This is a genomic window from Streptomyces sp. NPDC058620 (assembly GCF_042717135.1).
Taxonomy (GTDB): domain Bacteria; phylum Actinomycetota; class Actinomycetes; order Streptomycetales; family Streptomycetaceae; genus Streptomyces.
This window is the reverse complement of sequence record NZ_JBHXQO010000007.1, coordinates 13,297-38,175: the sequence shown is the minus strand read 5'-3', so window position 1 is coordinate 38,175 and position 24,879 is coordinate 13,297. Positions and strand designations below refer to the sequence as shown.

General features: G+C 71.0%; 26 protein-coding genes, 1 pseudogene and 1 riboswitch. Of the genes and pseudogenes, 17 read left to right on the top strand and 10 right to left on the bottom strand.

Annotated features, from left to right (window positions below):
- Positions 1-41 precede the first annotated feature (41 nt).
- Positions 42-174, bottom strand: a riboswitch (cobalamin riboswitch).
- Between the two features lie 132 nt (positions 175-306).
- Positions 307-537 (bottom strand): hypothetical protein, encoded by a 231-nt coding sequence (locus ACFWSK_RS10040; RefSeq protein WP_383783397.1) that lies wholly within the window; start codon positions 535-537, stop codon positions 307-309.
- An 18-nt stretch (positions 538-555) separates the two neighbouring features.
- The gene (locus tag ACFWSK_RS10035) at positions 556-1,812 is read right to left on the bottom strand and encodes an anion permease (RefSeq protein WP_383783396.1); all 1,257 of its coding nucleotides are present in this window, start codon (positions 1,810-1,812) and stop codon (positions 556-558) included.
- Positions 1,813-2,089: 277 nt separating this feature from the next.
- Between ACFWSK_RS10035 and ACFWSK_RS10030 the strand changes: the two genes are divergently transcribed.
- The 3 genes from ACFWSK_RS10030 (at position 2,090) to ACFWSK_RS10020 (ending at position 5,450) form a co-directional block, all read left to right on the top strand.
- Positions 2,090-2,749 carry a class II aldolase/adducin family protein gene (locus ACFWSK_RS10030; protein WP_383783395.1) on the top strand — a complete coding sequence of 220 codons (660 nt, stop codon included), beginning with the start codon at positions 2,090-2,092 and terminating at the stop codon, positions 2,747-2,749.
- A 78-nt stretch (positions 2,750-2,827) separates the two neighbouring features.
- Positions 2,828-3,955 carry an alpha/beta hydrolase gene (locus ACFWSK_RS10025; protein WP_383783394.1) on the top strand — a complete coding sequence of 376 codons (1,128 nt, stop codon included), beginning with the start codon at positions 2,828-2,830 and terminating at the stop codon, positions 3,953-3,955.
- A gap of 184 nt (positions 3,956-4,139) precedes the next feature.
- The gene (locus tag ACFWSK_RS10020) at positions 4,140-5,450 is read left to right on the top strand and encodes a hypothetical protein (RefSeq protein ID WP_383783545.1); all 1,311 of its coding nucleotides are present in this window, start codon (positions 4,140-4,142) and stop codon (positions 5,448-5,450) included.
- 31 nt (positions 5,451-5,481) lie between these two features.
- Here ACFWSK_RS10020 and ACFWSK_RS10015 read toward each other — a convergent pair whose 3' ends face one another.
- Positions 5,482-5,895, bottom strand: a complete 414-nt coding sequence (locus tag ACFWSK_RS10015) for a VOC family protein (RefSeq protein ID WP_383783393.1) — start codon at positions 5,893-5,895, stop codon at positions 5,482-5,484.
- A gap of 344 nt (positions 5,896-6,239) precedes the next feature.
- On the opposite strand from ACFWSK_RS10015, the gene ACFWSK_RS10010 reads away from it, so the two are divergent.
- The 3 genes from ACFWSK_RS10010 (at position 6,240) to ACFWSK_RS10000 (ending at position 9,365) form a co-directional block, all read left to right on the top strand.
- Complete coding sequence (locus tag ACFWSK_RS10010; protein WP_383783392.1) at positions 6,240-7,838, top strand: ABC-F family ATP-binding cassette domain-containing protein; 1,599 nt, start codon at positions 6,240-6,242, stop codon at positions 7,836-7,838.
- A gap of 361 nt (positions 7,839-8,199) precedes the next feature.
- Positions 8,200-8,421: a helix-turn-helix domain-containing protein gene (locus ACFWSK_RS10005; protein WP_383783391.1), complete on the top strand. Its 222-nt coding sequence runs from the start codon at positions 8,200-8,202 to the stop codon at positions 8,419-8,421.
- Between the two features lie 152 nt (positions 8,422-8,573).
- Entirely contained in the window at positions 8,574-9,365 is a 792-nt protein-coding gene (locus ACFWSK_RS10000; RefSeq protein ID WP_383783390.1) for an enoyl-CoA hydratase/isomerase family protein, read from the top strand.
- Positions 9,366-9,379: 14 nt separating this feature from the next.
- Here the strand turns inward: ACFWSK_RS10000 and ACFWSK_RS09995 are convergent, their stop codons facing one another.
- Complete coding sequence (locus ACFWSK_RS09995; protein WP_383783389.1) at positions 9,380-10,090, bottom strand: hypothetical protein; 711 nt, start codon at positions 10,088-10,090, stop codon at positions 9,380-9,382.
- Positions 10,091-10,183: 93 nt separating this feature from the next.
- Between ACFWSK_RS09995 and ACFWSK_RS09990 the strand changes: the two genes are divergently transcribed.
- Genes ACFWSK_RS09990 through amaP form a run of 5 tightly spaced genes read left to right on the top strand, consistent with a single transcriptional unit; the run spans position 10,184 to position 12,522 of the window.
- The gene (locus ACFWSK_RS09990; RefSeq protein WP_383783388.1) at positions 10,184-10,657 is read left to right on the top strand and encodes an Asp23/Gls24 family envelope stress response protein; all 474 of its coding nucleotides are present in this window, start codon (positions 10,184-10,186) and stop codon (positions 10,655-10,657) included.
- 32 nt (positions 10,658-10,689) lie between these two features.
- Positions 10,690-10,881: a hypothetical protein gene (locus ACFWSK_RS09985; RefSeq protein WP_073720205.1), complete on the top strand. Its 192-nt coding sequence runs from the start codon at positions 10,690-10,692 to the stop codon at positions 10,879-10,881.
- Positions 10,878-11,231, top strand: coding sequence for a hypothetical protein (locus ACFWSK_RS09980; RefSeq protein WP_383783387.1), 354 nt, complete (start codon positions 10,878-10,880; stop codon positions 11,229-11,231). The genes ACFWSK_RS09985 and ACFWSK_RS09980 overlap by 4 nt, the downstream gene beginning before the upstream one ends.
- Positions 11,228-11,938 carry a DUF6286 domain-containing protein gene (locus tag ACFWSK_RS09975; RefSeq protein ID WP_383783386.1) on the top strand — a complete coding sequence of 237 codons (711 nt, stop codon included), beginning with the start codon at positions 11,228-11,230 and terminating at the stop codon, positions 11,936-11,938. The genes ACFWSK_RS09980 and ACFWSK_RS09975 overlap by 4 nt, the downstream gene beginning before the upstream one ends.
- Entirely contained in the window at positions 11,935-12,522 is a 588-nt protein-coding gene (gene amaP, locus ACFWSK_RS09970; protein ID WP_383783385.1) for an alkaline shock response membrane anchor protein AmaP, read from the top strand. Before ACFWSK_RS09975 ends, amaP begins: the two co-directional genes overlap by 4 nt.
- A 27-nt stretch (positions 12,523-12,549) precedes the next feature.
- On the opposite strand, the gene ACFWSK_RS09965 is transcribed toward amaP, so the two are convergent.
- From ACFWSK_RS09965 to ACFWSK_RS09945, 5 genes are all read right to left on the bottom strand, one after another.
- The gene (locus ACFWSK_RS09965; protein WP_383783384.1) at positions 12,550-13,305 is read right to left on the bottom strand and encodes an SDR family oxidoreductase; all 756 of its coding nucleotides are present in this window, start codon (positions 13,303-13,305) and stop codon (positions 12,550-12,552) included.
- Positions 13,306-13,309: 4 nt separating this feature from the next.
- The gene (locus ACFWSK_RS09960) at positions 13,310-15,103 is read right to left on the bottom strand and encodes a glycoside hydrolase family 15 protein (RefSeq protein ID WP_383783383.1); all 1,794 of its coding nucleotides are present in this window, start codon (positions 15,101-15,103) and stop codon (positions 13,310-13,312) included.
- A gap of 104 nt (positions 15,104-15,207) precedes the next feature.
- Positions 15,208-16,017, bottom strand: a complete 810-nt coding sequence (locus ACFWSK_RS09955) for an SURF1 family protein (protein WP_383783382.1) — start codon at positions 16,015-16,017, stop codon at positions 15,208-15,210.
- Between the two features lie 69 nt (positions 16,018-16,086).
- The gene (locus ACFWSK_RS09950; protein ID WP_383783381.1) at positions 16,087-16,320 is read right to left on the bottom strand and encodes a hypothetical protein; all 234 of its coding nucleotides are present in this window, start codon (positions 16,318-16,320) and stop codon (positions 16,087-16,089) included.
- A 63-nt stretch (positions 16,321-16,383) separates the two neighbouring features.
- Positions 16,384-17,364, bottom strand: a complete 981-nt coding sequence (locus ACFWSK_RS09945) for a DEDDh family exonuclease (protein WP_383783380.1) — start codon at positions 17,362-17,364, stop codon at positions 16,384-16,386.
- A gap of 235 nt (positions 17,365-17,599) precedes the next feature.
- Between ACFWSK_RS09945 and ACFWSK_RS09940 the strand changes: the two are divergent.
- From ACFWSK_RS09940 to ACFWSK_RS09925, 4 genes and pseudogenes are all read left to right on the top strand, one after another.
- Positions 17,600-18,073 (top strand): annotated as a pseudogene (locus ACFWSK_RS09940) (VIT1/CCC1 transporter family protein); the annotation flags it as partial.
- Between the two features lie 124 nt (positions 18,074-18,197).
- A complete protein-coding gene (locus ACFWSK_RS09935) occupies positions 18,198-19,121 on the top strand; it encodes a sterol desaturase family protein (protein ID WP_383783379.1) in 924 nt (307 codons plus the stop codon).
- Positions 19,118-19,813: a lysoplasmalogenase gene (locus tag ACFWSK_RS09930; RefSeq protein WP_383783378.1), complete on the top strand. Its 696-nt coding sequence runs from the start codon at positions 19,118-19,120 to the stop codon at positions 19,811-19,813. The genes ACFWSK_RS09935 and ACFWSK_RS09930 overlap by 4 nt, the downstream gene beginning before the upstream one ends.
- Before the next feature lie 20 nt (positions 19,814-19,833).
- A complete protein-coding gene (locus ACFWSK_RS09925; RefSeq protein WP_383783377.1) occupies positions 19,834-20,877 on the top strand; it encodes a zinc-dependent alcohol dehydrogenase family protein in 1,044 nt (347 codons plus the stop codon).
- A gap of 68 nt (positions 20,878-20,945) precedes the next feature.
- Here the strand turns inward: ACFWSK_RS09925 and ACFWSK_RS09920 are convergent, their stop codons facing one another.
- Positions 20,946-22,484: a S8 family serine peptidase gene (locus ACFWSK_RS09920; protein WP_383783376.1), complete on the bottom strand. Its 1,539-nt coding sequence runs from the start codon at positions 22,482-22,484 to the stop codon at positions 20,946-20,948.
- A 301-nt stretch (positions 22,485-22,785) separates the two neighbouring features.
- Between ACFWSK_RS09920 and ACFWSK_RS09915 the strand changes: the two genes are divergently transcribed.
- Positions 22,786-23,178 (top strand): DUF485 domain-containing protein, encoded by a 393-nt coding sequence (locus ACFWSK_RS09915; protein WP_383783375.1) that lies wholly within the window; start codon positions 22,786-22,788, stop codon positions 23,176-23,178.
- The gene (locus ACFWSK_RS09910) at positions 23,175-24,815 is read left to right on the top strand and encodes a cation acetate symporter (RefSeq protein WP_383783374.1); all 1,641 of its coding nucleotides are present in this window, start codon (positions 23,175-23,177) and stop codon (positions 24,813-24,815) included. The genes ACFWSK_RS09915 and ACFWSK_RS09910 overlap by 4 nt, the downstream gene beginning before the upstream one ends.
- The last annotated feature ends 64 nt before the right edge of the window (positions 24,816-24,879 follow it).

Sequence of the window (24,879 nt, the reverse complement as noted above, 5' to 3'; positions counted from 1 at the left end):
CACTCAGGGTCCGCGCCCTGGTTCGACGTGACCGGCGACGAGAGTCTCCTGGCTTCCGGATCGGCAGTTCCCCCCGGCCTTCCAGTCCGCGGGCGGACCGTGACTTCCGGTGTGGGGGGAGTGCTCCCCGGTGACAGTGGCGGGACCGCGCCGGATTCGCACCGGCTTCCTCTTCTGTCGCCGTAAACGGCACGGGCAGTCCACCACGCTGTGCGAACGCCCGTCAACTCGCCGTTGACCTGCGAGGCTGCGCGCAGATCAACGGCGAGGGAGACATATGCGGCAGCGTGCGCTGCGGCCGCTGCGTCAGACGACGATCAGGTAGATCCCGTAGGTGACCGCCGCGGCGCAGAGCCCGAAGCAGAGGTATGCGCCGGTACGGGCCAGGGCGAGAGAGCCGCCGGAGCTGCCGGCCGAGGCGGTCGCGGCCTGCCTGGACAGGCCGACGATGCCGAGGGTGAAGAGGCCGACGAGCGCCACGGTGACCACGAGGCTGACGCCGAAGACGGAGGCAAGAGCTGCCCAGTCGATTTTCATGGTGGTAGTTCCTGCCCTTTAGACCGTGGCCGGGCGGGCCGGGTCGGCGGTGGTACCGGCCGGGGCCGGGATGGTGGACTTGATCTCCATGGCCGCGGTGCCGGTGGGCGGCGGCGTGACGGCCGCCATGGCCATCGTGACGACGCCCGCGGGCTCGGGGTGCTGGCTGTCCGTGACGTTGGTGTGGTCGACCGGCTTGCGGCGCGACAGCAGCCAGATGGCGCCGGAGCCCGCGACGAGCAGGACCGCGACGACGGCGACGCCCCAGCTGCCCTGCTTGGTGAGGAACTCTGCGCCCGCGCCGACCAGACCGGCGGCCGGCAGGGTCAGGCCCCAGGCGATGAACATCCGGGTGGCGGTGGACCAGCGGACCACACCGCCCTTGCGTCCGAGACCCGCGCCCATGACGGCGCCGGAGCAGGACTGGGTGGTGGAGAGGGAGAAGCCGAGGTGGGAGGAGGCCAGGATGACCGTGGCCGCACTGGTCTGGGAGGCGAAGCCCTGCGGCGGCTTGAGCTCGGTGAGGCCGCTGCCCATGGTGCGGATGATGCGCCAGCCGCCGAGGTAGGTACCCAGGGCGATGGCGACACCGGCGGAGACGATGACCCAGACCGGCGGGTTGGAGCCGGGGGCCAGGACACCGCCGGTGACCAGGGCCAGGGTGATGATGCCCATGGTCTTCTGCGCGTCGTTCGTGCCGTGGGCGAGGGAGACGAGCCCGGCCGAGGCGATCTGGCCGGCCCGGTAGCCCTTGGCGGTCGACTTCAGCTGGGCCTCGTCGGTGACCTTCCGGTTGATCCGGTACGTCAGCCTGGTGGCCAGCAGGGCCGCGAGGCCGGCGACGAGCGGGGCGGCGATGGCGGGGAGCAGGACCTTGGTGACGACGGTGCCGCCGTCGATCGAGGACCAGCCGGCCGACATGACCGCGGCGCCGATGAGGCCGCCGAAGAGGGCGTGCGAGGAGCTGGAGGGCAGGCCCACCAGCCAGGTCAGCAGATTCCAGAGGATGGCGCCGACGAGCGCCGCGAAGATGACCTCGGTTCTCAGGCCGTCCTCGTTGACGATCCCGCCGGAGATCGTTTTCGCGACCTCCACCGACAGGAACGCGCCGATCAGATTGAGAACGGCGGACATCGCCACCGCTGTCTTGGGCTTCAGAGCGCCGGTCGAGATGGTGGTGGCCATCGCGTTGGCGGTGTCATGGAAACCGTTCGTGAAATCGAACACGAGAGCTGTCACGATCACAATCGCAAGCAGCAGTGTGATGTGTTCCATTTACCCAGGCAATCGCTCGACGTCAGTGGCACGTGGACCGTAGGCAACCTGAGTGAACGGAAGGTGAACTGAGCAGGGCGTTGTGGTGACCCCAATCGGAGTGCGGCCACTCCGCTTGTGTGGGGAAGGGGTGCACAGCCCGTCCGGCGCCTGGAGGGAGCCCCTCCGTTACGACCCGGTGGCGAACGTTTTCGGCCGCTTTTCCCACCAGGGAGATCCTGGTCACCAGACGCGCACTCCCGGCGCCCGTACGCCCCGCACCCCTAGGATTTCCCCCATGAGTGATCAGCATCGGGACGCGATCGAACGGGCCTGGGACGACGTGGTCGCGACGGCCCGCAGGACGGCGTCCGACGGCCTCGTCGTCGGAACCTCGGGCAACGTCTCGGCCCGGGTCGGAGACGTCGTCCTGGTCACCCCCAGCGGCGTGCCGTACGACCGGCTCCGTCCCGCGGACGCGGTCGGCGTGGACCTGGAAGGCCGGCAGGTGCTCGGCGACCTCGCCCCCACCAGCGAACTCCCGCTCCATCTCGCCGTCTACGCGAACACCGGCGCCGGCGCCGTCGTCCACACCCACGCCGTGCACGCCACCGCGGTCTCCACGCTCGTCCCCGAGGTCCCGCTCGTGCACTACGCCGCCGCGATGCTCGGCGGCCCCGTCCGCACCGCCGCCTACGCGCGCTACGGGACCCGGGAGCTCGCCGAGAACATGCTCACCGCCCTGCGCGACCGCACGGGCTGCCTGCTGCAGAACCACGGAACCGTCACCTACGGGAACACCCTCGACGAGGCGTACGACCGCACCGCCCAGCTCGAATGGCTGTGCAGGCTCTGGATCACCGCGAGTTCCGTGCCCGGCCACCGGCCGACGCTGCTCTCCCATACCCAGCTGCGCGACGTGCAGGACGCCCTGAAGGGCTACGGCCAGCCCGGCTGACGTCCCGGGGCGCGCACCGGCGGGCATCGGACGGCCCCGCCCACTGGCACCGCGCCGCGGTCGCCGTGACACTGAAGCATGCGCCCGGCTACAGCGACGGCAGCGGCCGTCACCACGATCCTCGGCGTCGGCGCGGCAGCGGTCGCGGCCGGCCGGTACGCCAGTGACGCCGCCCTCAAGGTGCCGTCCGGACGTCCCTTCCCCGGCGACCACAGGCTCACCGTGCACGCCACGGCGGCCGGACAGGTCACCCTGACCCGCTCCTTCGCCGCGCTCCGGCCCGGTACGTACGGACTGGTGGGCCCAGGCGTCCACGCCGTCGTCGGACCGGTGATCGAGCAGGCGGAGCGCGGCGCCGACACCGTCGTCCGCAGACTGGAGCGCGTCGTCCACGGCAGCCTGGAACCGGGCGCCAAGGTCCGCATGACCCCCGAGCTGTACAGCGGGGACCCGGGCAGCGCACTCGGGCTCGACTTCAAGGAGGTCGAGATCCCCGGCGAGCTGGGCGTCCTGCCCGCCTGGTTCGTGCCCGCTCCCCGTGACGTCTGGGTGATCACCGTGCACGGCCTCGGCACCACCCGCGAACACCCCATGAACCTGATGGGGTTCCTCAACGCCCAGCAGATGCCCGTACTGGACCTGGCCTACCGCGGCGACGCCGGAGCTCCGCGCCCGGCGGACGGCCTCGGCCACCTCGGTGAGTCCGAATGGCGCGACCTGGACGCCGCCATCCGTTACGCGGTGCGCTACGGAGCCCACAGCGTCATCGTCCACGGCTGGTCCACCGGCGCCTCGATGGCCCTGCACGCCGCCGTGAACTGCGCGCTCCGCGACCGCATCACCGGCCTCGTCCTCGACTCACCGGTCCTCGACTGGCGGGCCACCCTGCGCGCCCTGGCCGCCGCCCGGGGCGTTCCCGCCGCGCTGCTGCCACTGGCGGTCCGCGCCGCCCAGGGCCAGACCGGGCTCCGCGGCGCCCGGCTGCTGGACACCTCCCTCCCCGTCGCCCTGCACGCCCCGACGCTGATCTTCCACGGCCCCGACGACACCCTGGCTCCGTGGGCGGATTCGGAGGCGCTGGCCCGGCTCCGCCCCGACCTGGTCGCCCTGCACGCCGTACCGCAGGCTCCGCATGCGGCGATGTGGAACGCCGGCCCGGGGCGGTACGAAGAGACGCTCCGGCGCTTCCTCACCCCTCTGATGTGAGGCGTTGTGACCGATAGGCCCGGTTGATGAGCCGTCTCCGGAGGTCCCCGAAAACCGTTGGGTCGGCTTCCGTTTGGGCTTTCGGGCCGTCAGAGGCAAGACTGCTCCCGTGACGTCCCGTAACCCGCGCGACTCCAGGCTGCGACTTGTCCGCCCGCGACCTCTTGCCACCGCCCGCAAGGCCGTGACCACCCGGCGCACCAGGCCGGCCCCCCGCCCTCCCGAGGGCACCCCGCCTCCGGCGGAACTGGCCCGTCAGGCCAGGGCCGTGCTCGCCGACGCCGTACGCATCGCCCACTGGGCAGCCGACGTCGCGAGCCCCGGTACGGCACCGCCGACCCCTCAGGCCCTCGAACGGGCCGCGGCGGCACTCGGCCTGACCCCGGCCCAGGTGCGGGCCGGCTGGGACCGCGCCAGGCTCGCGGGACTCGTCGAACTGCACGGCGACACCGTGCGACCCGGCTGGCGGCTGCGTGCCTGGGAGCGCGACGACTCCGCCGTGCTCCGCGGCTGGGTGGCGCTCTTCGACGCCTGGTCACTCGTCCACGCCGCGCCCCGGGACATCGAGGCGACCACCGTCGCCGAAGCGGTCGAGGCGGTACCCCAGGTGCTCTCCCTCCTCCAGCTCTCGGCGGGCCCGGTCACCGTGCCCGCTCTCCTCGATCTCCTCGGCCAGCGCGTCGCGGAACTCCACGAGGAGCGCTGCGAGGTGGCCTACGGCCCGCAGTTGCCCGCCGCAACCGCCACCGGCCGGCCCGCGCAGGACTCCGCCGACCTGAACGCGCTGCTGCTGGACTGGGCGCTGGAAGGGCTGGCCGCCGTCGGCGCCCTCACCCTCGGCTCCGGCCACGCCACCCTCACCCCGCTCGGCAACTGGGCGGTGTGGGTCAAGCTGGAACAGATCTGCGTCGCCGCCCAGAGCCCGGCCGGCAACATCGAACAGTCCGCGGCCGACATGCTGCTCGGCTGCGCCCGGCTCACCCCGGGCCCGGCCCGCGCCGAATACCGTGCCTGGCTCGCCGCACGCCCCGTCGGCAGCGCCGTCGCGGAACTGCTCGCCGTGGCCCGCGGTGAGGACGCGCTCCTGCGCGGCCTCGCCTTCGAAGCCCTCCGCGTCGTCGGCGCCCCCGCCGAACCCGTGGTGCGTTCCGTCGTCACCGACGTGTCGCTGCGGCCCTACGCGCTGCTCTGGCTCGCCGAATACGAGGGCACCGACCCGGACGACGCCCAGGAGGTCCTCAGCCGCGAGGAAGCCACCTGGCTCTGGGTGGACACGGCGGCGGCGGTCGCCGACCACGGCGAGACCGGGCTGCTGGTCCGCCACCTCGACTCCGCCGTACAGGGAACGGTCCCGGCCCTGCTCGACGAGGTCCGCGCCGTCGGCCACCCGCGCACGGTCCAGGTGCTGGTCGCGCTGGCCGCCGCACACCCGGACCCCGCCCTGGCCAAGGCCGTACGCCGCGCCGCCTTCCAGGTCCACACCGGCGGCGCGTAGGGAAGCACGGTACGTACGCCCCCGGGGCCGGTCAGTCCGAGGACCCCGGGGCGTACGTACCGAAGCTCCACACATTGCCCTCCGCGTCCCGCGCGATGTAGTCCCGCGAGCCGTAGTCCTGGTCCGTGGGCGGCATCAGGATCTCCACCCCGTGCTCCACCGCCCGCGCGTGGTGTTCGTCGACCTCGTCCACGACGACGTACACACCGGTCGGTCCCGTCCCCTCCATCGCCTTGGCGAAGACGCCCGCACCTCCCTTGGAACCGAGCATCACCCTGCCGTTGCCGCAGGACAGCTCGGCGTGGAGCACGTGGCCGTTCTCCCCCTCGTACACCGCTTCCTCGGTGAAGCCGAGAGCCTGCGTCAGGGTCCTGATCGCGGCCTTCGCGTCCGCGTACAGAACCGTCGGATAGATCGTCGGTACGCTCTTCGCTGCGCCTGTCATGACGCTCACCCATTTCTGCGTGCCACTGCTCCGATGTGATCTGTGTCTCAGTGTTCCACCGGGCGCTGACAAAGCCCCGCGCACCGCCGCCCGACACGGCCCCGGGCTCAGCCGAAGGTGGCGCAGCGGTCCGTGAACCGCATTGGCGCACCGCCCTCGGCTCCGGCGGCGCCGAGCCGCCCTGCGCCGAGTATCGGATGGTTCGTCCCCCGCAGCACGCGAAAAAGAAGTTGCACACCGCCAGTAGAATGGCCCTATGGCAATTCTCCTTGTGCATTAGACGGCGTCGAGTCGTGAATCCGTAGTCCTCCCTCCGCCGTCCATACGCCCCTGGAGTTTTCCCCGTGATCACCGCTTCCGGCATCGAGCTGCGCGCCGGCGCCCGCATCCTCATCGAGTCCGCCTCCTTCCGCATCGCCAAGGGCGACCGCATCGGCCTCGTGGGCCGCAACGGAGCGGGCAAGACCACCCTCACCAAGTGCCTCGCGGGTGAGGGCACCCCCGCAGGCGGCACCATCAGCCGCTCCGGCGAAGTCGGCTACCTCCCGCAGGACCCGCGCACCGGCGACCTGGAGGTCCTGGCCCGCGACCGCATCCTCTCGGCCCGCGGCCTCGACGCCATCCTGCGCAAGATGCGGGAGAACGAGGAGCGCATGGCCAACGGCCAGGGCGCCACCCGTGATAAGGCGATGAAGAAGTACGAGCGCCTGGAGACGGAGTTCCTCACCAAGGGCGGGTACGCCGCCGAGGCGGAGGCCGCCACCATCGCCGCCGCGCTCAGCCTGCCCGACCGGGTGCTCGGCCAGCCCCTGCACACCCTCTCCGGTGGTCAGCGCCGCCGCGTCGAGCTGGCCCGCATCCTCTTCTCGGACGCCGACACCCTGCTCCTCGACGAGCCCACCAACCACCTGGACGCGGACTCGATCGTCTGGCTGCGCGACTACCTCAAGACGTACCGCGGCGGCTTCATCGTGATCTCCCACGACGTCGAACTCGTCGAGACCGTCGTCAACAAGGTCTTCTACCTCGACGCCAACCGCGCCCAGATCGACGTCTACAACATGGGCTGGAAGCTGTACCAGCAGCAGCGCGAGGCCGACGAGAAGCGCCGCAAGCGCGAGCGTCAGAACGCCGAGAAGAAGGCCGCGACCCTCAACGCGCAGGCCGACAAGATGCGCGCCAAGGCCACCAAGACCGTCGCGGCCCAGAACATGGCCAAGCGCGCCGACCGCCTGCTCTCGGGCCTGGAGGCCGTGCGGGTCTCCGACAAGGTCGCCAAGCTGCGCTTCCCCGACCCCTCGCCGTGCGGCAAGACCCCGCTGATGGCGGAGGGCCTGTCCAAGTCGTACGGCTCGCTCGAGATCTTCACCGATGTGGATCTCGCCATCGACAAGGGCTCCCGGGTCGTCATCCTGGGCCTCAACGGTGCGGGCAAGACCACGCTGCTCCGTCTCCTCGGCGGCGCCGAGAAGCCCGACACCGGCGAGATCATCGAGGGCCACGGCCTCAAGCTCGGCTACTACGCCCAGGAGCACGAGACCCTCGACCCCGACCGCACCGTCCTGGAGAACATGCGCTCCGCGGCGCCCGACCTCGACCTCGTCGCGGTCCGCAAGACGCTCGGCTCGTTCCTGTTCTCCGGAGACGACGTCGACAAGCCCGCCGGAGTGCTCTCCGGTGGGGAGAAGACCCGACTCGCCCTGGCGACGCTGGTCGTCTCGTCCGCCAACGTCCTGCTCCTCGACGAGCCCACGAACAACCTCGACCCGGCCAGCCGCGAGGAGATCCTGGGCGCGCTGCGCACGTACAAGGGCGCCGTCGTCCTCGTCACCCACGACGAGGGCGCGGTCGAGGCGCTCCAGCCGGAGCGGATCATCCTGCTGCCGGACGGCGTCGAGGACCTGTGGGGTGCGGACTACCGCGACCTGGTGGCCCTGGCCTGACCCCCTGCGGGGAAGGGCGACGCAGGCTGATCCACTCGCTGATCCACGCCGTATGGATCATTCGGCCTACGTGTGATCCATCATCTGAGTGAGTGGCTCTCGTACCTCGGCGTGGCGCCCGGCAGATACCTGCCGGGCGCACCCATATGGGGCCGCCGAGCCCTCACGGCCCTGACCTGGTGGTTCTTCCGGCCGCTTTCCCTATCTGTCCGCGCAGACCTGCGGAATATGGGATTCCGTCCGTGTTGACGTGCTCCCGGACGACGAAACCGCTCGCACAGACCTTGCCGAATGGGTGGCCAGGAAGCGCGGGAGGGGTGATCATGAGAGTCCAGAGCGCACTTCCTATGAGGAGGCACGGGTGGCCGAGACTCTGAAGAAGGGCAGCCGGGTTACCGGCGCCGCGCGTGACAAGCTCGCGGCAGACCTGAAGAAGAAGTACGACTCCGGTGCGAGCATCCGGGCGTTGGCCGAAGACACCGGCCGCTCCTACGGGTTCGTGCACCGGATGCTCAGTGAGTCCGGAGTGACGCTGCGGGGACGCGGCGGAGCGACACGAGGCAAGAAGGCCACTACGGCCTGACCGTCGACAGCGGTCGGGGCGGTTCGTGGAAATGCCCCGGGGCTCACCGGAAATCGTGGTGGCCACCCGGCCGACCGCAGGGTCGTCCGGGTGGTTACTGTTCAGTCACTTATTCAGTGAAGTGCTGACAGCACCCGATCCGGAGGCGTCCCATGACCTCGCTCGACTCTGTGCTCGACAAGGACGGCGTACGGCTCACCGTCGATGACGCGGTTGCCACAGTGACTCTCACCAATCCGGCCAAGCGCAACGCTCAGTCTCCCGCTCTGTGGCGGGCGTTGACGGAGGCCGGACGGGCATTGCCCGGCAGTGTGCGGGTCGTCGTGCTGCGCGGCGAAGGCAAGTCCTTCTCCGCGGGACTCGACCGGCAGGCGTTCAGCCCGGAAGGGTTCGACGGTGAGCCGTCCTTCCTCGACTTGGCGCGTGGCTCGGAGACCGAGCTCGACGCGACCATCGCCGAGTACCAGGAGGCGTTCACCTGGTGGCGCCGCAACGACATCGTGTCGATCGCGGCCGTCCAGGGCCACGCGATCGGTGCCGGCTTCCAGCTCGCCCTCGCCTGTGATCTGCGGATCGCCGCCGATGACGTGCAGTTCGCCATGCGCGAGACCAGTCTCGGTCTCGTCCCCGACCTCACGGGCACGCACCCCCTGGTGAACCTCGTGGGGTACGCCCGCGCGCTCGAGATCTGCGCCACCGGCCGCTTCGTCCACGCGGAGGAGGCCGAGCGCACCGGCCTCGCCAACCTCGTCGTCCCCGCCGACCAGCTCGACGGGGCCGCCCGCGACCTGGCCGCCGCCCTCCTGGCCGCCCCCCGCGACGCAGTCGTCGAGACCAAGGCCCTGCTGAGCGGCGCCGCCTCCCGTACGTACGAGGAGCAGCGCACCGCCGAGCGGGCCGCCCAGGGCCGCAGGCTGCGCGACCTGGCGGGCGTCACCGACTGAGCGGGCGCCTCCGGTCAGCCCGGTGCGACCACGGCGGTGATGAGTACACCGACCGGCGGATGGCCCTCCACCGCCGCCGTCACCGCCGTGCGTACCGCCAGAGCGACATCGAGCGCCCGGTGGTCCCCGGCCGTCGCCACCTCGACCCGGAGATGATCCTCGCCGGTGTGCACGGCACTTCCCAGGACCCGGGTCAGCGCGACGACGCCTGGCACCGCGGCCGCCGCCGTCCCCGCCACCCCGTCCGCCTCCGCCGCACGCACCTCGTCGGCCTGGGGCGCGACCGGCTCGGGCGCCGTGTCCAGCAGCTCCGTCACCCGTAGGTCGGCCTCCGTGACCACCATGCCGAGCCGCTGGTGTGCCGTGTCCAGCAGCAGCGAGCGCAGTGCCTCGGCCGTGGCGGGCAGTGGCTGGTCCGTCGTGGCCGAGAACTCCGCCTCGATCCGCAGCGGCCCGGCCGGATAGGCGCTGGGAGGAGCGGGCACCACGACCCCGTCCATCGCCGGAGCGGGGGCCGCGTCGGGGTCCACCGGCCCGATCCTGAGCTTCCCCAGGACCGCGCCCGATCCGGCGGCGGCGTCCCGCAGCACCGAGGCCGCCGCATGTTCCGCGATCCAGGTTCCGTCCCCGGGACCGCCCAGAGGGAGCAACCGGCCCAGGCCGAGTCGCTGCCGTACCGCAGCCGTCCATCCGTCGGCCCGCTGGGGGCTGTGCGCCGTTGTCATGGGGCCAGCCTGCCGCATCCACGGCGCGGAATGGGGCAAGCACGCTTAATGTGGGCAGCGAAGTCCAACCCTGTCCCGAAGGGAAGAGCGGCGATGACCGAAAGCCAGCAGCGCACCCCTGACAAGGAAACCGGTGGAGACGCCAGGACGCTGACCAGGCGTGGCGGGGGAGCCCCCGCGACCCGGGGCCGTACCACCATCGCCGACGGTGTCGTCGAGAAGATCGCCGGAATGGCCGCACGCGATGTGGCCGGAGTCCACGCGATGGGCAGCGGCCTGTCCCGGACCTTCGGTGCGGTCCGCGACCGCGTCCCCGGCGGCGGCAAGTCCGTCACCCGGGGAGTCAAGGCCGAAGTCGGCGAATCGCAGACCGCACTCGATCTGGAGATCGTCGTCGAGTACGGCGTGTCGATCGGCGACGTCGCCCGCGATGTACGGGAGAACGTCGTCGCGGCGGTCGAGCGCATGACCGGTCTCGAAGTCGTCGAGGTCAACATCGCGGTCAGCGACGTCAAGCTGCCCGATGAGGAGGACGACGAGTCCGAGCCCGAGCCACGTCTTCAGTAGCCCTGCGCCGAAAGGCAGTTGAGGAGCGCACGATGAGCATGGCTGTGGTCGGCCTGTTGGCCGGCATGGCACTGGGATTCGCCGGATACTTCGGCGGATTCGGGGCCTTTCTGCTGGTGGCCGCGCTGGGCGCGGTCGGCTTCATCGCCGGCCGCTTCCTGGACGGCGACCTGGAACCCGGCGACTTCTTCCGGAGTCGCGAGCGCGGCGACCGGCGACGGTGACGGCGGTGAGCGACCGGGTCGCCGCCCCTGAGCGCGGGGAGACCCGGATCGCCGACCGGGTCGTCGCGAAGATCGCCGCCCAGGCGGCCAAAGAGGCGATCAGCGAGCCGCCCGAGGAGGGCGCCGCCCCGCGCGCCACGGTCACGGTCCACCGGGACGCGGCCCGCGTGCGGGTCAGTCTGGAGCTCGGATACCCGTCCGACATCGGCCGCCAGTGCGGGGCCGTGCGTCGCCAAGTCTCCGAACGGGTAAGAGCGTTGGCGGGAATGGAGGTGCCCGAGGTGGCCGTGCAGGTCGAGCGGCTCCACGCCACAGGACCGGGCGCCGCGGCGCAGGGGAGGATCCGATGAGCGAGCCCCGGCACGGCGAGAGCTCCGGGAGAACCGGCAGCACCGAGAGCGGCACACAGCGGCTGCCCACCGTCGACCCCCTGGCCAAGGGTGACGTCAAGGAACTGGACCAGTCGAGCTCGGCCGCCGAGCACGACCCCGTCCCCACGCTGGAACACGGCGGCAAGGCGGGCAGGTTCTGGTCCGCGCGCCGTATCCCCGCGACGCTCGTCGCCCTGGTGGTCCTCGGCGGCGCGGGACTCCTGCTCTACGACATCGCGGCGGTACGCGCCGACCACCCCGCGATGGGCTGGCGGCGCTCGCTCGCGGACGAACTGGCCCAACGGCCCCTGGACGACGTCTGGGTGCTGACCGGCGCCGCCGTCGCGGCGGCGCTCGGGCTGTGGCTGATCGTCCTCGCCGCCACCCCGGGACTCCGTGATCTGCTCCCGATGCGCCGCGACCACGCCGGCGTCAGGGCGGCGCTCGACCGCACCGCCGCCGCCACGGTGCTGCGCGACCGGGCCGTGGAGGTGGCCGGAGTGCAGTCCGTGCGGGTCAGCATGGGACGGCGCAAGGTGGCGGTGCGGGCCGTGTCGCACTTCCGTGAACTGGATGACGTACGGGCCGACCTGGACTCCGTACTCGGAACGGGCATCAAGGAGCTGGGCCTGGCCAAGCCGCCGAGCCTCTCCGTGCATGTCCGCCGGCCGGCGAAGAAGGGGTGAGCGGCGTGCGCAGGACCGTCAACCGGGTACTGCTCGGCCTGTCCGGGCTCGTGCTGACCGTCGGATGCGGCGCCGTCCTCGCCGCGGGGCTCGGTGCGAACGTGCCCTCGTGGTGGCCCTGGGACGGCAAGAACGACGTGCTGCTCAGCGACGCCGACCGGGACCGCTGGCGCGACAGCGGCTGGTGGTGGCCGACGGTGATCGCGGTCCTCGCGGTCGTGGTCGTCCTCGCCCTGTGGTGGCTGCTGTCCCAGCTGCGCCGCGCCCGCCTCGCCGAGGTGCTGGTCGACAGCGGGGACGGCGAGGGGGCACTGCTGCGGGGCCGCGCCCTGGAGGGCGTGCTCTCCGACGAGGCCGGCGCCCTGGACGGCGTCTCGCGCGCCCAAGCCGTGCTGACGGGCCGGCGCTCCGCACCGCAGGCCAGGGTCCGGCTGCTGATGGAGCCTCACGCGGCTCCGGACCAGGTGCTGCGCGGCCTCTCCGAGGAGGCGCTGGCCCATGCGAGGGACTCCGCCGGGCTGGACGAGCTGCCGGCCGAAGTCCGCCTGACGGCAGTCAAGCACCGTGCGGAACGGGTGAGCTGACGCCGGGGCGGGCCCGGCACGGAGCGGTCAGAAACCGTGCCGGGAGCCGCCGTCGACGGGGACCATGATGCCCGTCAGATAGGACGCGGCGGGGGAGAGCAGGAAGGCCGCGGTCTTCCCGAACTCCTCCGGCGTGCCGTAGCGGCGCAGCGGGATCCGGGCCTCGTTGGCGGTACGGGACGCCTCCGCGTCGCCGGACAGCGCGTCGAGTTCACGCACCCGGTCGGTGTCGATCCGGGCCGGCAGGACCCCCACGACGCGGATGCCGCGCGGGCCCAGCTCGTCGGCCAGGGACTTGGCGAACCCGGCGAGGCCGGGGCGCAGACCGTTGGAGATGGTCAGACCGGCGATCGGCTCGTGGACCGAGCCGGAGAGCACGAAGCCGATGACCCCGCCCTCGCCGAGCGCTGCGGCCGTCGTGCGGGCCAGGCGCACGGCTCCGAGGAAGACCGATTCGAACGCCGTCCGCCACTGCTCGTCGCTGTTGTCCGCGACGAAGCCCGGGGCGGGACCACCCACGCTGATGAGAATGCCGTCCAGCCGGCCGAACCGTTCCTTCGCGGTGTCCACCAGGAGCTGGGCGGCTGCCGGGTCGGCGTTGTCGGCGGCCAGCCCCACGGCGTCGGGCCCCAGTTCGGCGGCTGCCGCCGTGACGCTCTTCTCGTCCCGCCCGGTGATGACCACCTTGGCGCCGTCGGCGGCCAGGGCGCGCGCGGTGGCGTTGCCCAGCCCGCGGGTCGCGCCGGTGACGATGTACACACGGTCCTTCAGTCCAAGATCCATGGCCCTATCCTGCCGGGTCCTGCGCGGCGAGTGCGACCGCGGTGTTCACCAGCCCGATATGGCTGAACGCCTGCGGGAAATTGCCGAGCTGACGCCCGGCCACCGTGTCGTACTCCTCCGCGAGCAGCCCCATGTCGTTGCGCAGGGCGAGCAGCCGCTCGAAGAGCTCCTCGGCCTCGGCCGCCCGGCCGGTCCGCAGCAGTGCGTCGGCCAGCCAGAACGAGCAGACCAGAAAGGCGCCTTCACCGCCCGGCAGCCCGTCGACGGACCCGCCGTCGGTGCTGTAGCGGCGCACCAGGCCGTCGCTGCCCAGCTCGTCCCGTACCGCGTCCACCGTTCCGATGACCCGGGGATCGTCGGGCGGCAGGAACCCGGTCCGCACGATCAGCAGCGTCGCGGCGTCCAGCGCCCTGGAGCCGTACGACTGTGTGAACGTGTTGCGTACGGGGTCGTAGCCCTTCTCGCAGACCTCCGCGTGCACGGCGTCCCGCATCGCCCGCCACCGGTCGGCGTCACCCGGCAGGCCGGGGGTCTCCTCCAGGGAGCGCACCGTACGGTCGGCGGCGACCCACGCCATCACCTTGGAGTGCACGAAGTGGCGGCGCTCCCCGCGGATCTCCCAGAGGCCCTCGTCCGGTTCGCGCCAGGTGGACTCCAGGAAGCCGAGCAGACTGAGCTGGAGCTTCCAGGCGTGCGACTTGTCCTCGAGGCCGGCGTCACGGGCCAGCCTGAGCGAGTCGATGACCTCTCCGTACACATCGAGCTGCCGCTGCCGTACCGCCTCGTTGCCCGTGCGGACCGGCCGTGACTGCTCGAAACCGCGGAGCCAGGACAGCTCGGTCTCGGGGAGTCTGCGCTCACCGGCCAGGCCGTACATGATCTGGAGGTCCGCCGGGTCCCCGGCGACGGCCCGCAGCAGCCAGTCCCGCCAGGCGGCGGCCTCGTCCAGATATCCGGCCGAGAGCAGGGCGCCGAGCGTCAGGGTGGAATCCCGCAGCCAGCAGTAGCGGTAGTCCCAGTTCCGTACGCCTCCGATCTCCTCGGGCAGCGAGGTGGTGGGGGCCGCCACGATGCCTCCCGTCGGGCCGTAGGTGAGCGCCTTCAGCGTGATGAGGGAGCGCAGGACGGCCTGGCGGTACTTGCCCTGGTAGGTGCACTGCTCCGACCACTTCGCCCAGTCGGACAGCGTGTGCCTGAGCGCCTTGTACGGATCGATCAGCTTGGGACGCGGTGCGTGCGAGGCGTGCCAGGTGAGGACGAACGCCACCTGCTCGCCCTCGGCGACCGTGAACGAGGAGCAGGTGGAGAACTGCTGGCCCCAGGTCTTGACCGGCGGGTCACTGCGCAGCCATACGGAGTCGGGTCCGGCGACCGCCACCCGGTGGCCGTGCGAACGGCGCATCCAGGGCACGACGGAGCCGAAGTCGAAGCGCAGCCGCAGTACGGAACTCATGTCCACACTGCCGCTGATCCCCTCGACGATCCGCATGAGGTCCGGGGCCTTGTCGCGCTGGGGCATGAAGTCGGTCACCTTGACGGTGCCGGTCCGGGTCTCCCAGAACGTCTCCAGGACGAGGGAGTCACCCGCGTAGCCGCGCCGCGTGCAGGTGTCCGAACTGTTCGTGCCCTTGGGGGCGATGCGCCAGTGGCCGTTGTCCTCGTCGCCGAGCAGCGCGGCGAAGCAGGCGCCGGAGTCGAAGCGGGGCAGGCAGAGCCAGTCGACAGAACCGTTCCTGCCTACCAGGGCGGCCGTCTGGAGATCGCCGATGAGGGCGTAGTCCTCGATGTGTGGGGTCACGCTCTGGCGTGTTCCCGAACCTGCGCCTTGTTAAGCGGACCGGGGCGGCCTGCGCGCTTCCCCGACCGTCGTTTCCGGCGTCTGGGAGGGAGGTGTGCGGGGTGTCAGACGGTCGCGTCGGCGGACGCGGGCCGCCCGGGCTCCTCCGCGCTCTCGTCACGTGCCGCGGCCTCCTGGCGGTCGTGCTTCTCACGGCGTACGAGAATCACCCAGCCGACCGGCACTCCGGCGGCGAACAGCCACCACTGCACGGCGTAGGCCATGTGCGGGCCGATGGAGCCGTCGTCGGGCGAGGCGATCTGTTCGGGGGAGCCGCCGGAGGGCTCGGGCCCGGTCTGTTCGAGGTAGCCGCCGAGGACGGGCCGGGACAGCAGTTCGGACTGCTGGTCGCTGTTGATCAGCATGACCTGGCGGTCCGGCAGGCCCGACAGGTCCTTGATGCCGCTGCTGCCCGTCGTCTCGTCGGCCTTGAGCCGTCCGGTGACGGTCACCTCGCCGCTGGGCGGGGCCGGAACCTTGGGGAACGCCCGCTGGTCGCCGTCGGTCGGCACCCAGCCACGGTTCACCAGGACGGTGCCACCGTCCGTGAGGTCGAGCGGGGTCAGGACGTGCGCCCCGAGCCGGTCGTCGTCGGAGGTCCGCCGCCGTACGACCACTTCGTGCGCGGTGTCGAACGTCCCGGTGGCCGTGACCGCGCGCCAGTAGTCGCCTCGCGGGACGGTGTGCCCGGGGGAGGTCAGCTCGGATACCGGGACCGGCTTCGCCTTGAGGTTCTGGGAGATCAGCGAGTTCTGGGCGACCCGGTGCTGATGCCGGTGCAGCTGCCAGAAACCCAGCTCGACCATCGTCGGAATCAGTACGAGCGCGAGCAGGGTGAGGATCACCCACTGCCGGGTCAACAGGAAGCGGTACACCCCATGACGGTACAACCGGGGTCATGGGGTGCGGTACGGAGGGGTGGGAGTGGGGGCCGGACCGGCCCGTCACACTTTGTCCACGATGCCCGCCTCTCCCTCGGCCCGGGCGCAGTGGGCCCCGCAGTACCAGTGCCCCTCGGCCTCGACGCCCTGCCCGACGACCTGGACCCGGCAGTGCTCACAGATGGGTGCCATGCGGTGAATGGCGCAGGCAAAGCAGTCGAAGACGTGCACCGCGCCCTGCGCGTGCACTTCGAAGGACATGCCGTAGTCGTTTCCGCAAACCTCGCAACGTGCCATGCGCCACAGGGTGGGACGCGGGGCGGCGGCGGGCGAGCGGATGGCGGGCGAGTCGCGCCCGGTTCACTCCGATGACGGCGCCGGCGCCACGTCCCGCAACAGATGGGTGAACGCGCTCTCCTCCAGGATCGGCGTGCCGAACGACTTCGCCTTCACCGTCTTCGACGTCGCGGCGTCCGGGTCGTTGGTGACGAGCAGGCTGGTCAGTCTGGAGACGCTGCTCGCCACATGCAGTCCGGCCTCCACGGCACGGTCCTCCAGCAGTTCACGGTCGATGGAGGTGTCCCCGGAGAACGCCACCCGCATGCCCTGCATGAGAGGTTTGTCCGTCTCGTACCGTCCCGGATTCGGGTACGGGCACGCCGGGAGCTTGCGCGAGGCCCGCCAGCTGTTCTGACCGTGCGACGCCTGATAACCGATCCGGGGGGTGACCGGGGAGTCCGACCACTCGGTCAGCGGCCGGCACTCCAGCAGCGGCAGCCGCACTCCGCCGAGCGCCGCCGCGTGCAGACTCGGCCGGAACGCCTCGGCGAGCACCCGGGCGTCGTCGAGAGCGTGGTGCGCGCGCTGCTGCACCACGCCGAAGTGCGCGGCAAGCGACTCCAGCTTGTGGTTGGGCAGCGGCAGCCGCAGCTCCTTGGAGAGGGCGATGGTGCACAGCCGTTGTTCCACCGGGGCGACGACCGCAGCGCGGGCGTACTCCCGGGCGATCATCGACCAGTCGAATGCCGCGTTGTGCGCGACGAGCACCCGGTCCGCGAGCCGCTCGGACAACTGCGCGGCCACCTCGGGGAAGAGCGGGGCGCCTTCCAGCACCTCGCTGGTCAGTCCGTGGATCCAGACGGGGCCGGGGTCCCGCTCGGGATTGACCAGCGTGTACCAGTGGTCCTCGACATTGCCCTGGGCGTCGAGCCGGTAGACGGCAGCCGACACTATCCGGTCGTCGCGGGCGAGTCCGGTGGTCTCCACGTCGACGACCGCGTACCCCTGTGGGTAGGCGGTCGGCCACGGCGCTGCGGTCTGACGGTCGTCGAGCATGGTCACAGAGAATACGGGCCGCGACTGACAGTCCCCTATTCGGCCGTCTCCGTGAACGGGCGGAAACCGGACGGCGGCCGCGCCCCGCAGATACCCCGCCCGGCGCCGCACGGGCAAGTTCCCTACGGCGGGGGCCGGTTCGACGGGCCGGGCCCCGACGGGTCCTCGCCGGCGGGCGGTCGTGGTGAGACCATCCCCGGGTGACGGACGCACAGGTGCATGACTTGGCCCACGGCTAGGGGCGGCGCTGGCGACCGAGCGCCGGGAGCTCTCGGAAACACCCGAGGCCGAACTCGCCGAACTCGCCGAACTCACCGGCCTGCTGAAGGACGAGGGGCTGAGTGCGGGGGTGGCCAGGGAGGCCGCCCTCCAGCTCACCGGACGCGATGCCTGCGCGCCCACGCCGGGGTCGAGCTGGGGATCGGCCCCGACGAGCTGACGAATCCCTGGTACGCGGCGGGCGCGAGCTTCCTGGCGTTCACGGCGGGGGCGCTGCTGCCGCTGCTCGCGATCCTCCTGCCGCCCGCCCGCCTCGCTGCGGCTGCCGGTCACCGTGCTCCCGGTCATGGCCGTACTCGCGCTGACGGGGTGGGGGAGCGCCCGGCTGGGAGCGGCGGCGCCGGGGCCCGCCGTCCCGCGCAACATGGGCGGGGGAGCGGTGGCGATGGCGGTCGCGTACGCGGCGGGGGCGGCGCTCGGAGCGGCGGGCGTGTAAGTGGCCGCCCGGCTCTCCCGGCCGTTCTTGGCGGAAGTCACCAAAGACTGCTGACACGACGTCTCGCATACTTGTGGGTAACAACGTCTAGCGGGCGGCCGACCAGCGCCTCTACGGTGCTCGCATGGAGCCGAACCTGCCCGATGTCGTGCTGTGGTCAATACCGGCCTTCGTCCTGCTCACCGTGGTCGAAATGGTCAGTTACCGGTTCCATCCGGACGAGGACGCCGCCGGATACGACACCAAGGACGCCGCCACCAGCGTCACCATGGGGCTCGGCAGCCTGGTCTTCGACCTGCTGTGGAAGATCCCCATCGTCGCGATCTACACCGCGGTCTACGAACTGACCCCGCTGCGCGTCCCCGTCCTGTGGTGGACGGTCCTGCTGATGCTGCTCGCCCAGGACTTCTTCTACTACTGGTCCCACCGCGGGCACCACGTCATCCGGATCCTCTGGGCCTGCCACGTGGTCCATCACTCCAGCCGGAAGTTCAACCTCACCACCGCGCTCCGCCAGCCCTGGACCTCGCTGACCGTCTGGCCGTTCTACGTCCCGCTCATCGCCCTCGGCGTCCACCCGGCGGCGCTCGCCTTCTGCTCCGCGGTCAACCTCGTCTACCAGTTCTGGGTGCACACCGAGCGCGTCGACAAGCTGCCCCGGCCCTTCGAGTACGTACTCAACACGCCCTCCCACCACCGGGTGCACCACGCCTCCCAGGGCGGTTACCTGGACCGCAACTTCGGCGGCATCCTGATCGTCTGGGACCGGCTGTTCCGCTCGTTCACCCCCGAGACCGAGCGGCCCGTCTTCGGGCTGACCAAGAACATCGCGACGAACAACCCGCTGCGCGTGGCCACCCATGAGTACGCGGCGATCGCCCGCGACGTCCGGGCGGCGCGCACCTGGCGCGAGCGTGCCGGACGGGTATTCCGGGGACCGGGCTGGCAGCCCGCGAACCCCGGCGCCGTCACCGCCGCCGCTACCCCCGCCACCACCGGCGCCGTAACCGCCGCCCCCGTAGCCGCTACCCCGGAAGGCACCCGATGAGCACTCCCGTTCCGCGCCGGGACCGGCTCGTCCGTCCCCTGTTCCTCGCCTTCCTCCTCGCCGCCGCCGTCGACCTCGTCGGCGTGCTGGCCGACATCCCCCTCGCGCACCTCGTCGCCAAGCCCCTGCTGATGCCGCTGCTCGCCGCGTACGCCGCCGCCCGCCGCGGCCCCCGGCTGCTCCTTGCCGCGCTGCTCTTCGGCTGGGGCGGCGACACCCTGCTGATGCCCGGCCACGACATCGCCTTCCTCCTCGGCATGGGCTCGTTCGCCGCGGGCCACGTGTGTTACCTGCGGCTGTTCGGCCGCGCACGGGGCTCCGTGACCGCCGGCATCGGGTACGCGGCCGTCCTCACCGGCTTCCTCGTGCTGATCTGGTCCGATCTTCCCGCCGACATGCGGATCCCGATGGCCGGCTACAGCCTGCTGCTCACCGCCATGGCCTGGCGGGCGGGCACCCTCGGCCGGTACGCGGCACTCGGCGGGGCGCTCTTCCTGCTCTCCGACGCCCTGATCGCCACCGGCATCGCGGACTGGCCCCAGCTGCCCGCCCCCGACTTCTGGATCATGCTGACCTACATCGCCGCGCAGTACCTCCTGACCACAGGCGTTCTCGCCCGCCCCGCGCAGGTGGCGGGAAGCGGTCCGGACGACGGCCGCGGGGCGTACCGTGAACGGATTATCAACATCTGAGACAGGCAAGGACTCTCCCCATGCGCGCCACCGTCATCCACGCTCCCCACGACATCCGTGTGCAGGAGGTGCCCGACCCCACGATCCAGCAGCCCACCGACGTGGTCCTGCGGGTCCTGCGGGCCTGTATCTGCGGCAGCGACCTGTGGGCGTACCGGGGTGAGTCCGCCCGGCAGCCCGGTCAGCGCATCGGGCACGAGTTCCTCGGCATCGTCGAAGAGGCGGGCCACGAGGTCAACGGCTTCGCGGCCGGTGACCTCGTGGTCGCCCCGTTCGTCTGGTCCGACGGCACCTGCACCTACTGCGAGGAGGGCCTCACCACCTCCTGCCCGCAGGGCGGCTTCTGGGGATCGGCCGGCTCCGACGGCGGCCAGGGCGAGGCGGTCAGGGTGCCGTTCGCCGACGGGACCCTCGTCAAGCTCCCGGCCGCCGCCGCGGCCGACGACCGGCTGCTCACCTCGCTCCTGGCCCTCTCCGACGTGCTGGGCACCGGCCACCACGCCGCGGTCGGCGCGGGCGTGAAGCCCGGGAGCACGGTCGCCGTCGTCGGCGACGGAGCGGTGGGCCTGTGCGGCGTCATGGCCGCCAAGCGCCTCGGCGCCGAGCGGATCATCGCGCTCGGCCGCCACAGTGCCCGTACGGACATCGCCCGCGCCTTCGGTGCCACGGACGTCGTCGCCGAGCGCGGTGAAGCGGCCCTCGCCGCCGTACGGGAACTGACCCGGGGCGAAGGCGCCCGCTGCGTGATCGAGGCCGTCGGCACCGAACAGTCGATGCGTACGGCGATCGACATCGTCCGCGACGGCGGTGCCATCGGCTACGTCGGTGTCCCGCACGGCAGCGGCACGGGCCTGGACCTCGACGTCATGTTCGACCGGAACATCACGCTGCGCGGTGGCGTCGCCCCCGTGCGCACGTACATTCCGGAACTGCTCCCGGACGTACTGGACGGCACGATCGACCCGTCGCCGGTCTTCGACCTGACCGTGGGCCTCGACGGGGTGCCCGGAGGCTACAAGGCGATGGACGAGCGTACGGCCCTGAAGGTGCTCATCAAGCCGTAGGACCCCAGGGCAGCAGGAAGGGCCGGGGACCGCCGTCCCCGGCCCTTCCTCATGTCGTCCGGCCGGGATCAGCGGCGGACGGCGTCCAGCGCGTCCACGAGACCGGCTCCGTAGAAGCCGTTGTAGTTCGTCGAGCCTTCGCAGACCGCGTCGACCGTGCCGTCACCGTTGATGTCGTACGGCGCACCGCACGCGGTGGCGTCGGCCTGGTGAGTCAGCATCGACTTCACCTGGAACGCCGAAGCGTACGGGTGGGCCGACTTGATCAGGGCCACGACACCCGCGACGTGCGGGGACGCCATGGACGTACCGGCCTTGTAGCCGAACCCTCCGCCCGGCAGCGTGGACAGGATCCGTCCGTTGACAGCCGGCGCCGTGGGCGGCTGGTACACCGTCGAGTCGCCACCGGGGGCGGCCACGTCGATGACGCCGAGTCCGTAGTTCGAGTACGAGGACTTCAGACCCTTCGCACCCGTCGCGGCGACGGTCACGACACCCGGCAGCTGGGTCGGGATGTCGAGGCACTCCGCCGGGTTGATCGTGCGGGTCACCGGCGTGGTGTCGTTCGGGCTCGTCGTGTCCTCTATCGCGTCGACGGCCAGGTCGTGGTCCGAGTTACCGGCGGCCGCGACGTTGACGGTGCCCTTGCGCTCCGCGTAACGGGAGGCACGGCCGACCGCCTCGACCAGGGCACTCTGGTCCGGGTCGTTCTTGCAGTTGAACAGCCACGGGTCGGTGTAGTAACTGTTGTTGGTCACCTCGATGCCCTTTTCGGCAGCCCACATGAAGCCGCACACGACGGCCTCGCTGTAGAAGAAGCCGCTCGGGGTCGACACCTTGATACCGGAAACCTTGACGCCGGGCGCGACACCGGTCACACCGGCGCCGTTCTTCGCCGCCGCGATGGTTCCGGCGACATGCGTGCCGTGGTCGCTCTCGCCGGCCATCGGCCGCCACGAACCCTCGGTGGTGTCCGGCGCACCGGTCACACAGTTCGCCGAGGCCGCCCGGTCGAAGTTCGGCGCGAGGTCGGGGTGCGTGTCGTCGACACCCGTGTCGATGACGGCGACCGTGACCTTCTTGCTGCCCTGCGAGATCGCGTGGGCCTTGTCCGCCTTGATGGCGGGCAGGTCCCACTGCAGGGGCTCCAGCGGGTCCTGACCCGCCGTCGCGTCGGCCGCCGCGGCAGCCGCCTCGTCGGCGGAGAGCGCCTGGGCGGCAGCGCCCACGTCGTTCGTCGCCTGGGGCACGATCGGGTTGGTGCGCGTGGCACCGGCCGATGAGACGCCCCTGACCTGGCGGATGGTCTTGGCGAAGTCCGGGTTCTGCGAGTGGACGACGATGACGCCGATCTGGTCGTACGAGATCACGACCGTGCCGCCCGCGTCGGCTATGGCCTTCTTGACCTGCTTGACCGCACCTGAGCCGGTCTTGGTGTTGACGACGTAGGACAGCTTCGGCCCGTCGGTCGTGACCGCGGCGGTGGACGGTCCGTCCGTCGGAGCGGCCGAGGCCACCGCCGTCGGAAGGAAGCCCAGCGAAGCGGTGAGTGCAAGTCCGACGGGCAGCGCGAGTGCGCGTGTCCGTCTGGATGCCAGATGAGCCATGGGTTCTCCACATCATCCGTGCCAGTCGACCGGACACGGGTGTGACCGGTCGAGTACATGACGAGTGAAGTTATCCCTGATCATCCCGGCGCATCAATGACTAAGGGCAAGTTAGTTCGATGCGTGTCGTTACGGACATGCGGCCAAAGAGGTGAGTTGGAGACAGGGAGGGCAGCGGTGAACCGCTTCGCACCGCTCTCCGTGCCGTTGTCAGGGGAGTCGTACCACCGCCCCCGACATACAGAGGTCCCCCTTGAAGAACGACCTTCCCACCACCGCACCCGCGTCGCGAGGAGAATCCGTGGCTACCGATGCACCCCCGCCCCCGCCCCCGGTCACTACGGGGCCTGTCCAGCCCACCACCGGTACGGGGCCCGTCCAGCCCACCACCGAGGCATTCATCGAGGTGCAGGAGAGCGCGGAGTTCGGTGAGCTGCGCCGTTCGCACCGCGCCTTCGCCTTTCCCCTGACGATCGCCTTCGTGCTCTGGTATCTGCTGTACGTGCTGATGTCCAACTACGCCGGCGACTTCATGGGCACCAAGGTCGTGGGCAACATCAACGTGGCCCTCGTCTTCGGGCTCCTCCAGTTCGTCACCACGTTCCTCATCGCCTGGCTCTACTCGCGCCACGCCTCCACCCAGCTCGACCCGAAGGCCGCAGCGATCAAGTCCCGTATGGAGGCCGACGCATGAGCGCCGCCGCTCTCGCCCACCCCAGCGTCCAGCTCGCAGCCGAAGGCGCGAGCGAGCACCGGCCGCTGATCATCACCCTGTTCGCGGTGTTCGTCGTGGCGACCCTCTTCATCACCGTCTGGGCCGGCCGCCAGACCAAGAGCGCCTCGGACTTCTACGCGGGCGGACGCCAGTTCACCGCCTTCCAGAACGGCCTCGCGGTCTCCGGCGACTACATGTCCGCCGCGTCCTTCCTCGGCATCGCGGGCGCCATCGCGCTCTTCGGATACGACGGTTTCCTCTACTCCATCGGCTTCCTGGTCGCCTGGCTCGTCGCACTGCTGCTGGTCGCCGAGCCCCTGCGCAACTCCGGCCGCTACACCATGGGCGACGTCCTCGCGTACCGCATGCGCCAGCGCCCCGTCCGGACCGCAGCGGGCACCTCGACGATCGTCGTCTCGATCTTCTACCTGCTGGCCCAGATGGCAGGCGCCGGCGTCCTGGTGTCCCTGCTCCTCGGCATCACCAGCGACGGCGGCAAGATCGCGATCGTCGCCCTGGTCGGCCTGCTCATGATCGTGTACGTCACCATCGGCGGCATGAAGGGCACCACCTGGGTGCAGATGGTCAAGGCCGTCCTCCTCATCGCGGGCACCCTGCTCATCACCTTCCTGATCCTGCTGAAGTTCAACTTCAACATCTCCGACCTGCTCGGTACGGCGGCGAGCAACAGCGGCAAGGGCTCGGCCTTCCTGGAGCCCGGCCTGAAGTACGGCGCCACCGGCACCTCGAAGCTGGACTTCATCTCGCTCGGCATCGCCCTGGTCCTCGGCACCGCGGGCCTGCCGCACATCCTGATCCGCTTCTACACCGTGCCCACGGCCAAGGCCGCCCGTAAGTCCGTGAACTGGGCCATCGGCATCATCGGCGCCTTCTACCTGATGACGATCGTGCTCGGTTTCGGTGCCGCGGCCCTGCTCAAGTCCGACGACATCATCGCGTCGAACAAGGCGGGCAACACGGCGGCCCCGCTGGCAGCCCTGGAGATCGGCGGCGGCGCGGGCTCCACGGGCGGCGCCATCCTGCTCGCGGTGATCTCCGCGGTCGCCTTCGCCACGATCCTGGCCGTCGTCGCCGGACTGACCCTGGCCTCCTCGTCGTCCTTCGCGCACGACATCTACGCCAACGTCATCCGCAGGGGCCAGGCCACCGAGAAGGAGGAGGTCCGCGCCGCACGCTGGGCGACCGTCGCCATCGGTGTCGTCTCCATCGCGCTCGGCGCACTCGCCCGCGACATGAACGTCGCCGGCCTGGTCGCCCTCGCCTTCGCGGTCGCCGCCTCGGCCAACCTCCCGACGATCCTCTACAGCCTGTTCTGGAAGCGCTTCACCACCCAGGGCGCCCTGTGGTCGATCTACGGCGGTCTCGCCTCCTCCGTCCTGCTGGTGCTGTTCTCCCCGGTCGTCTCCTCCAAGCCGTCGTCGATGTTCCCCGGCGTCGACTTCGCGTGGTTCCCGCTGGAGAACCCGGGCCTCATCTCCATCCCGCTCGGATTCCTGCTCGGCTGGGCCGGCTCCCTCATCTCCAAGGAGGAGCCGGACAAGGGCAAGTACGCCGAGCTGGAGGTCAAGTCCCTCACCGGCACCGGAGCGCACTGAGAGCAAGAGTTCACGGAGCCGTTGCGCTCCCCTCCACCCCGTTGGCGGGGGCCCGGCGGTGGGT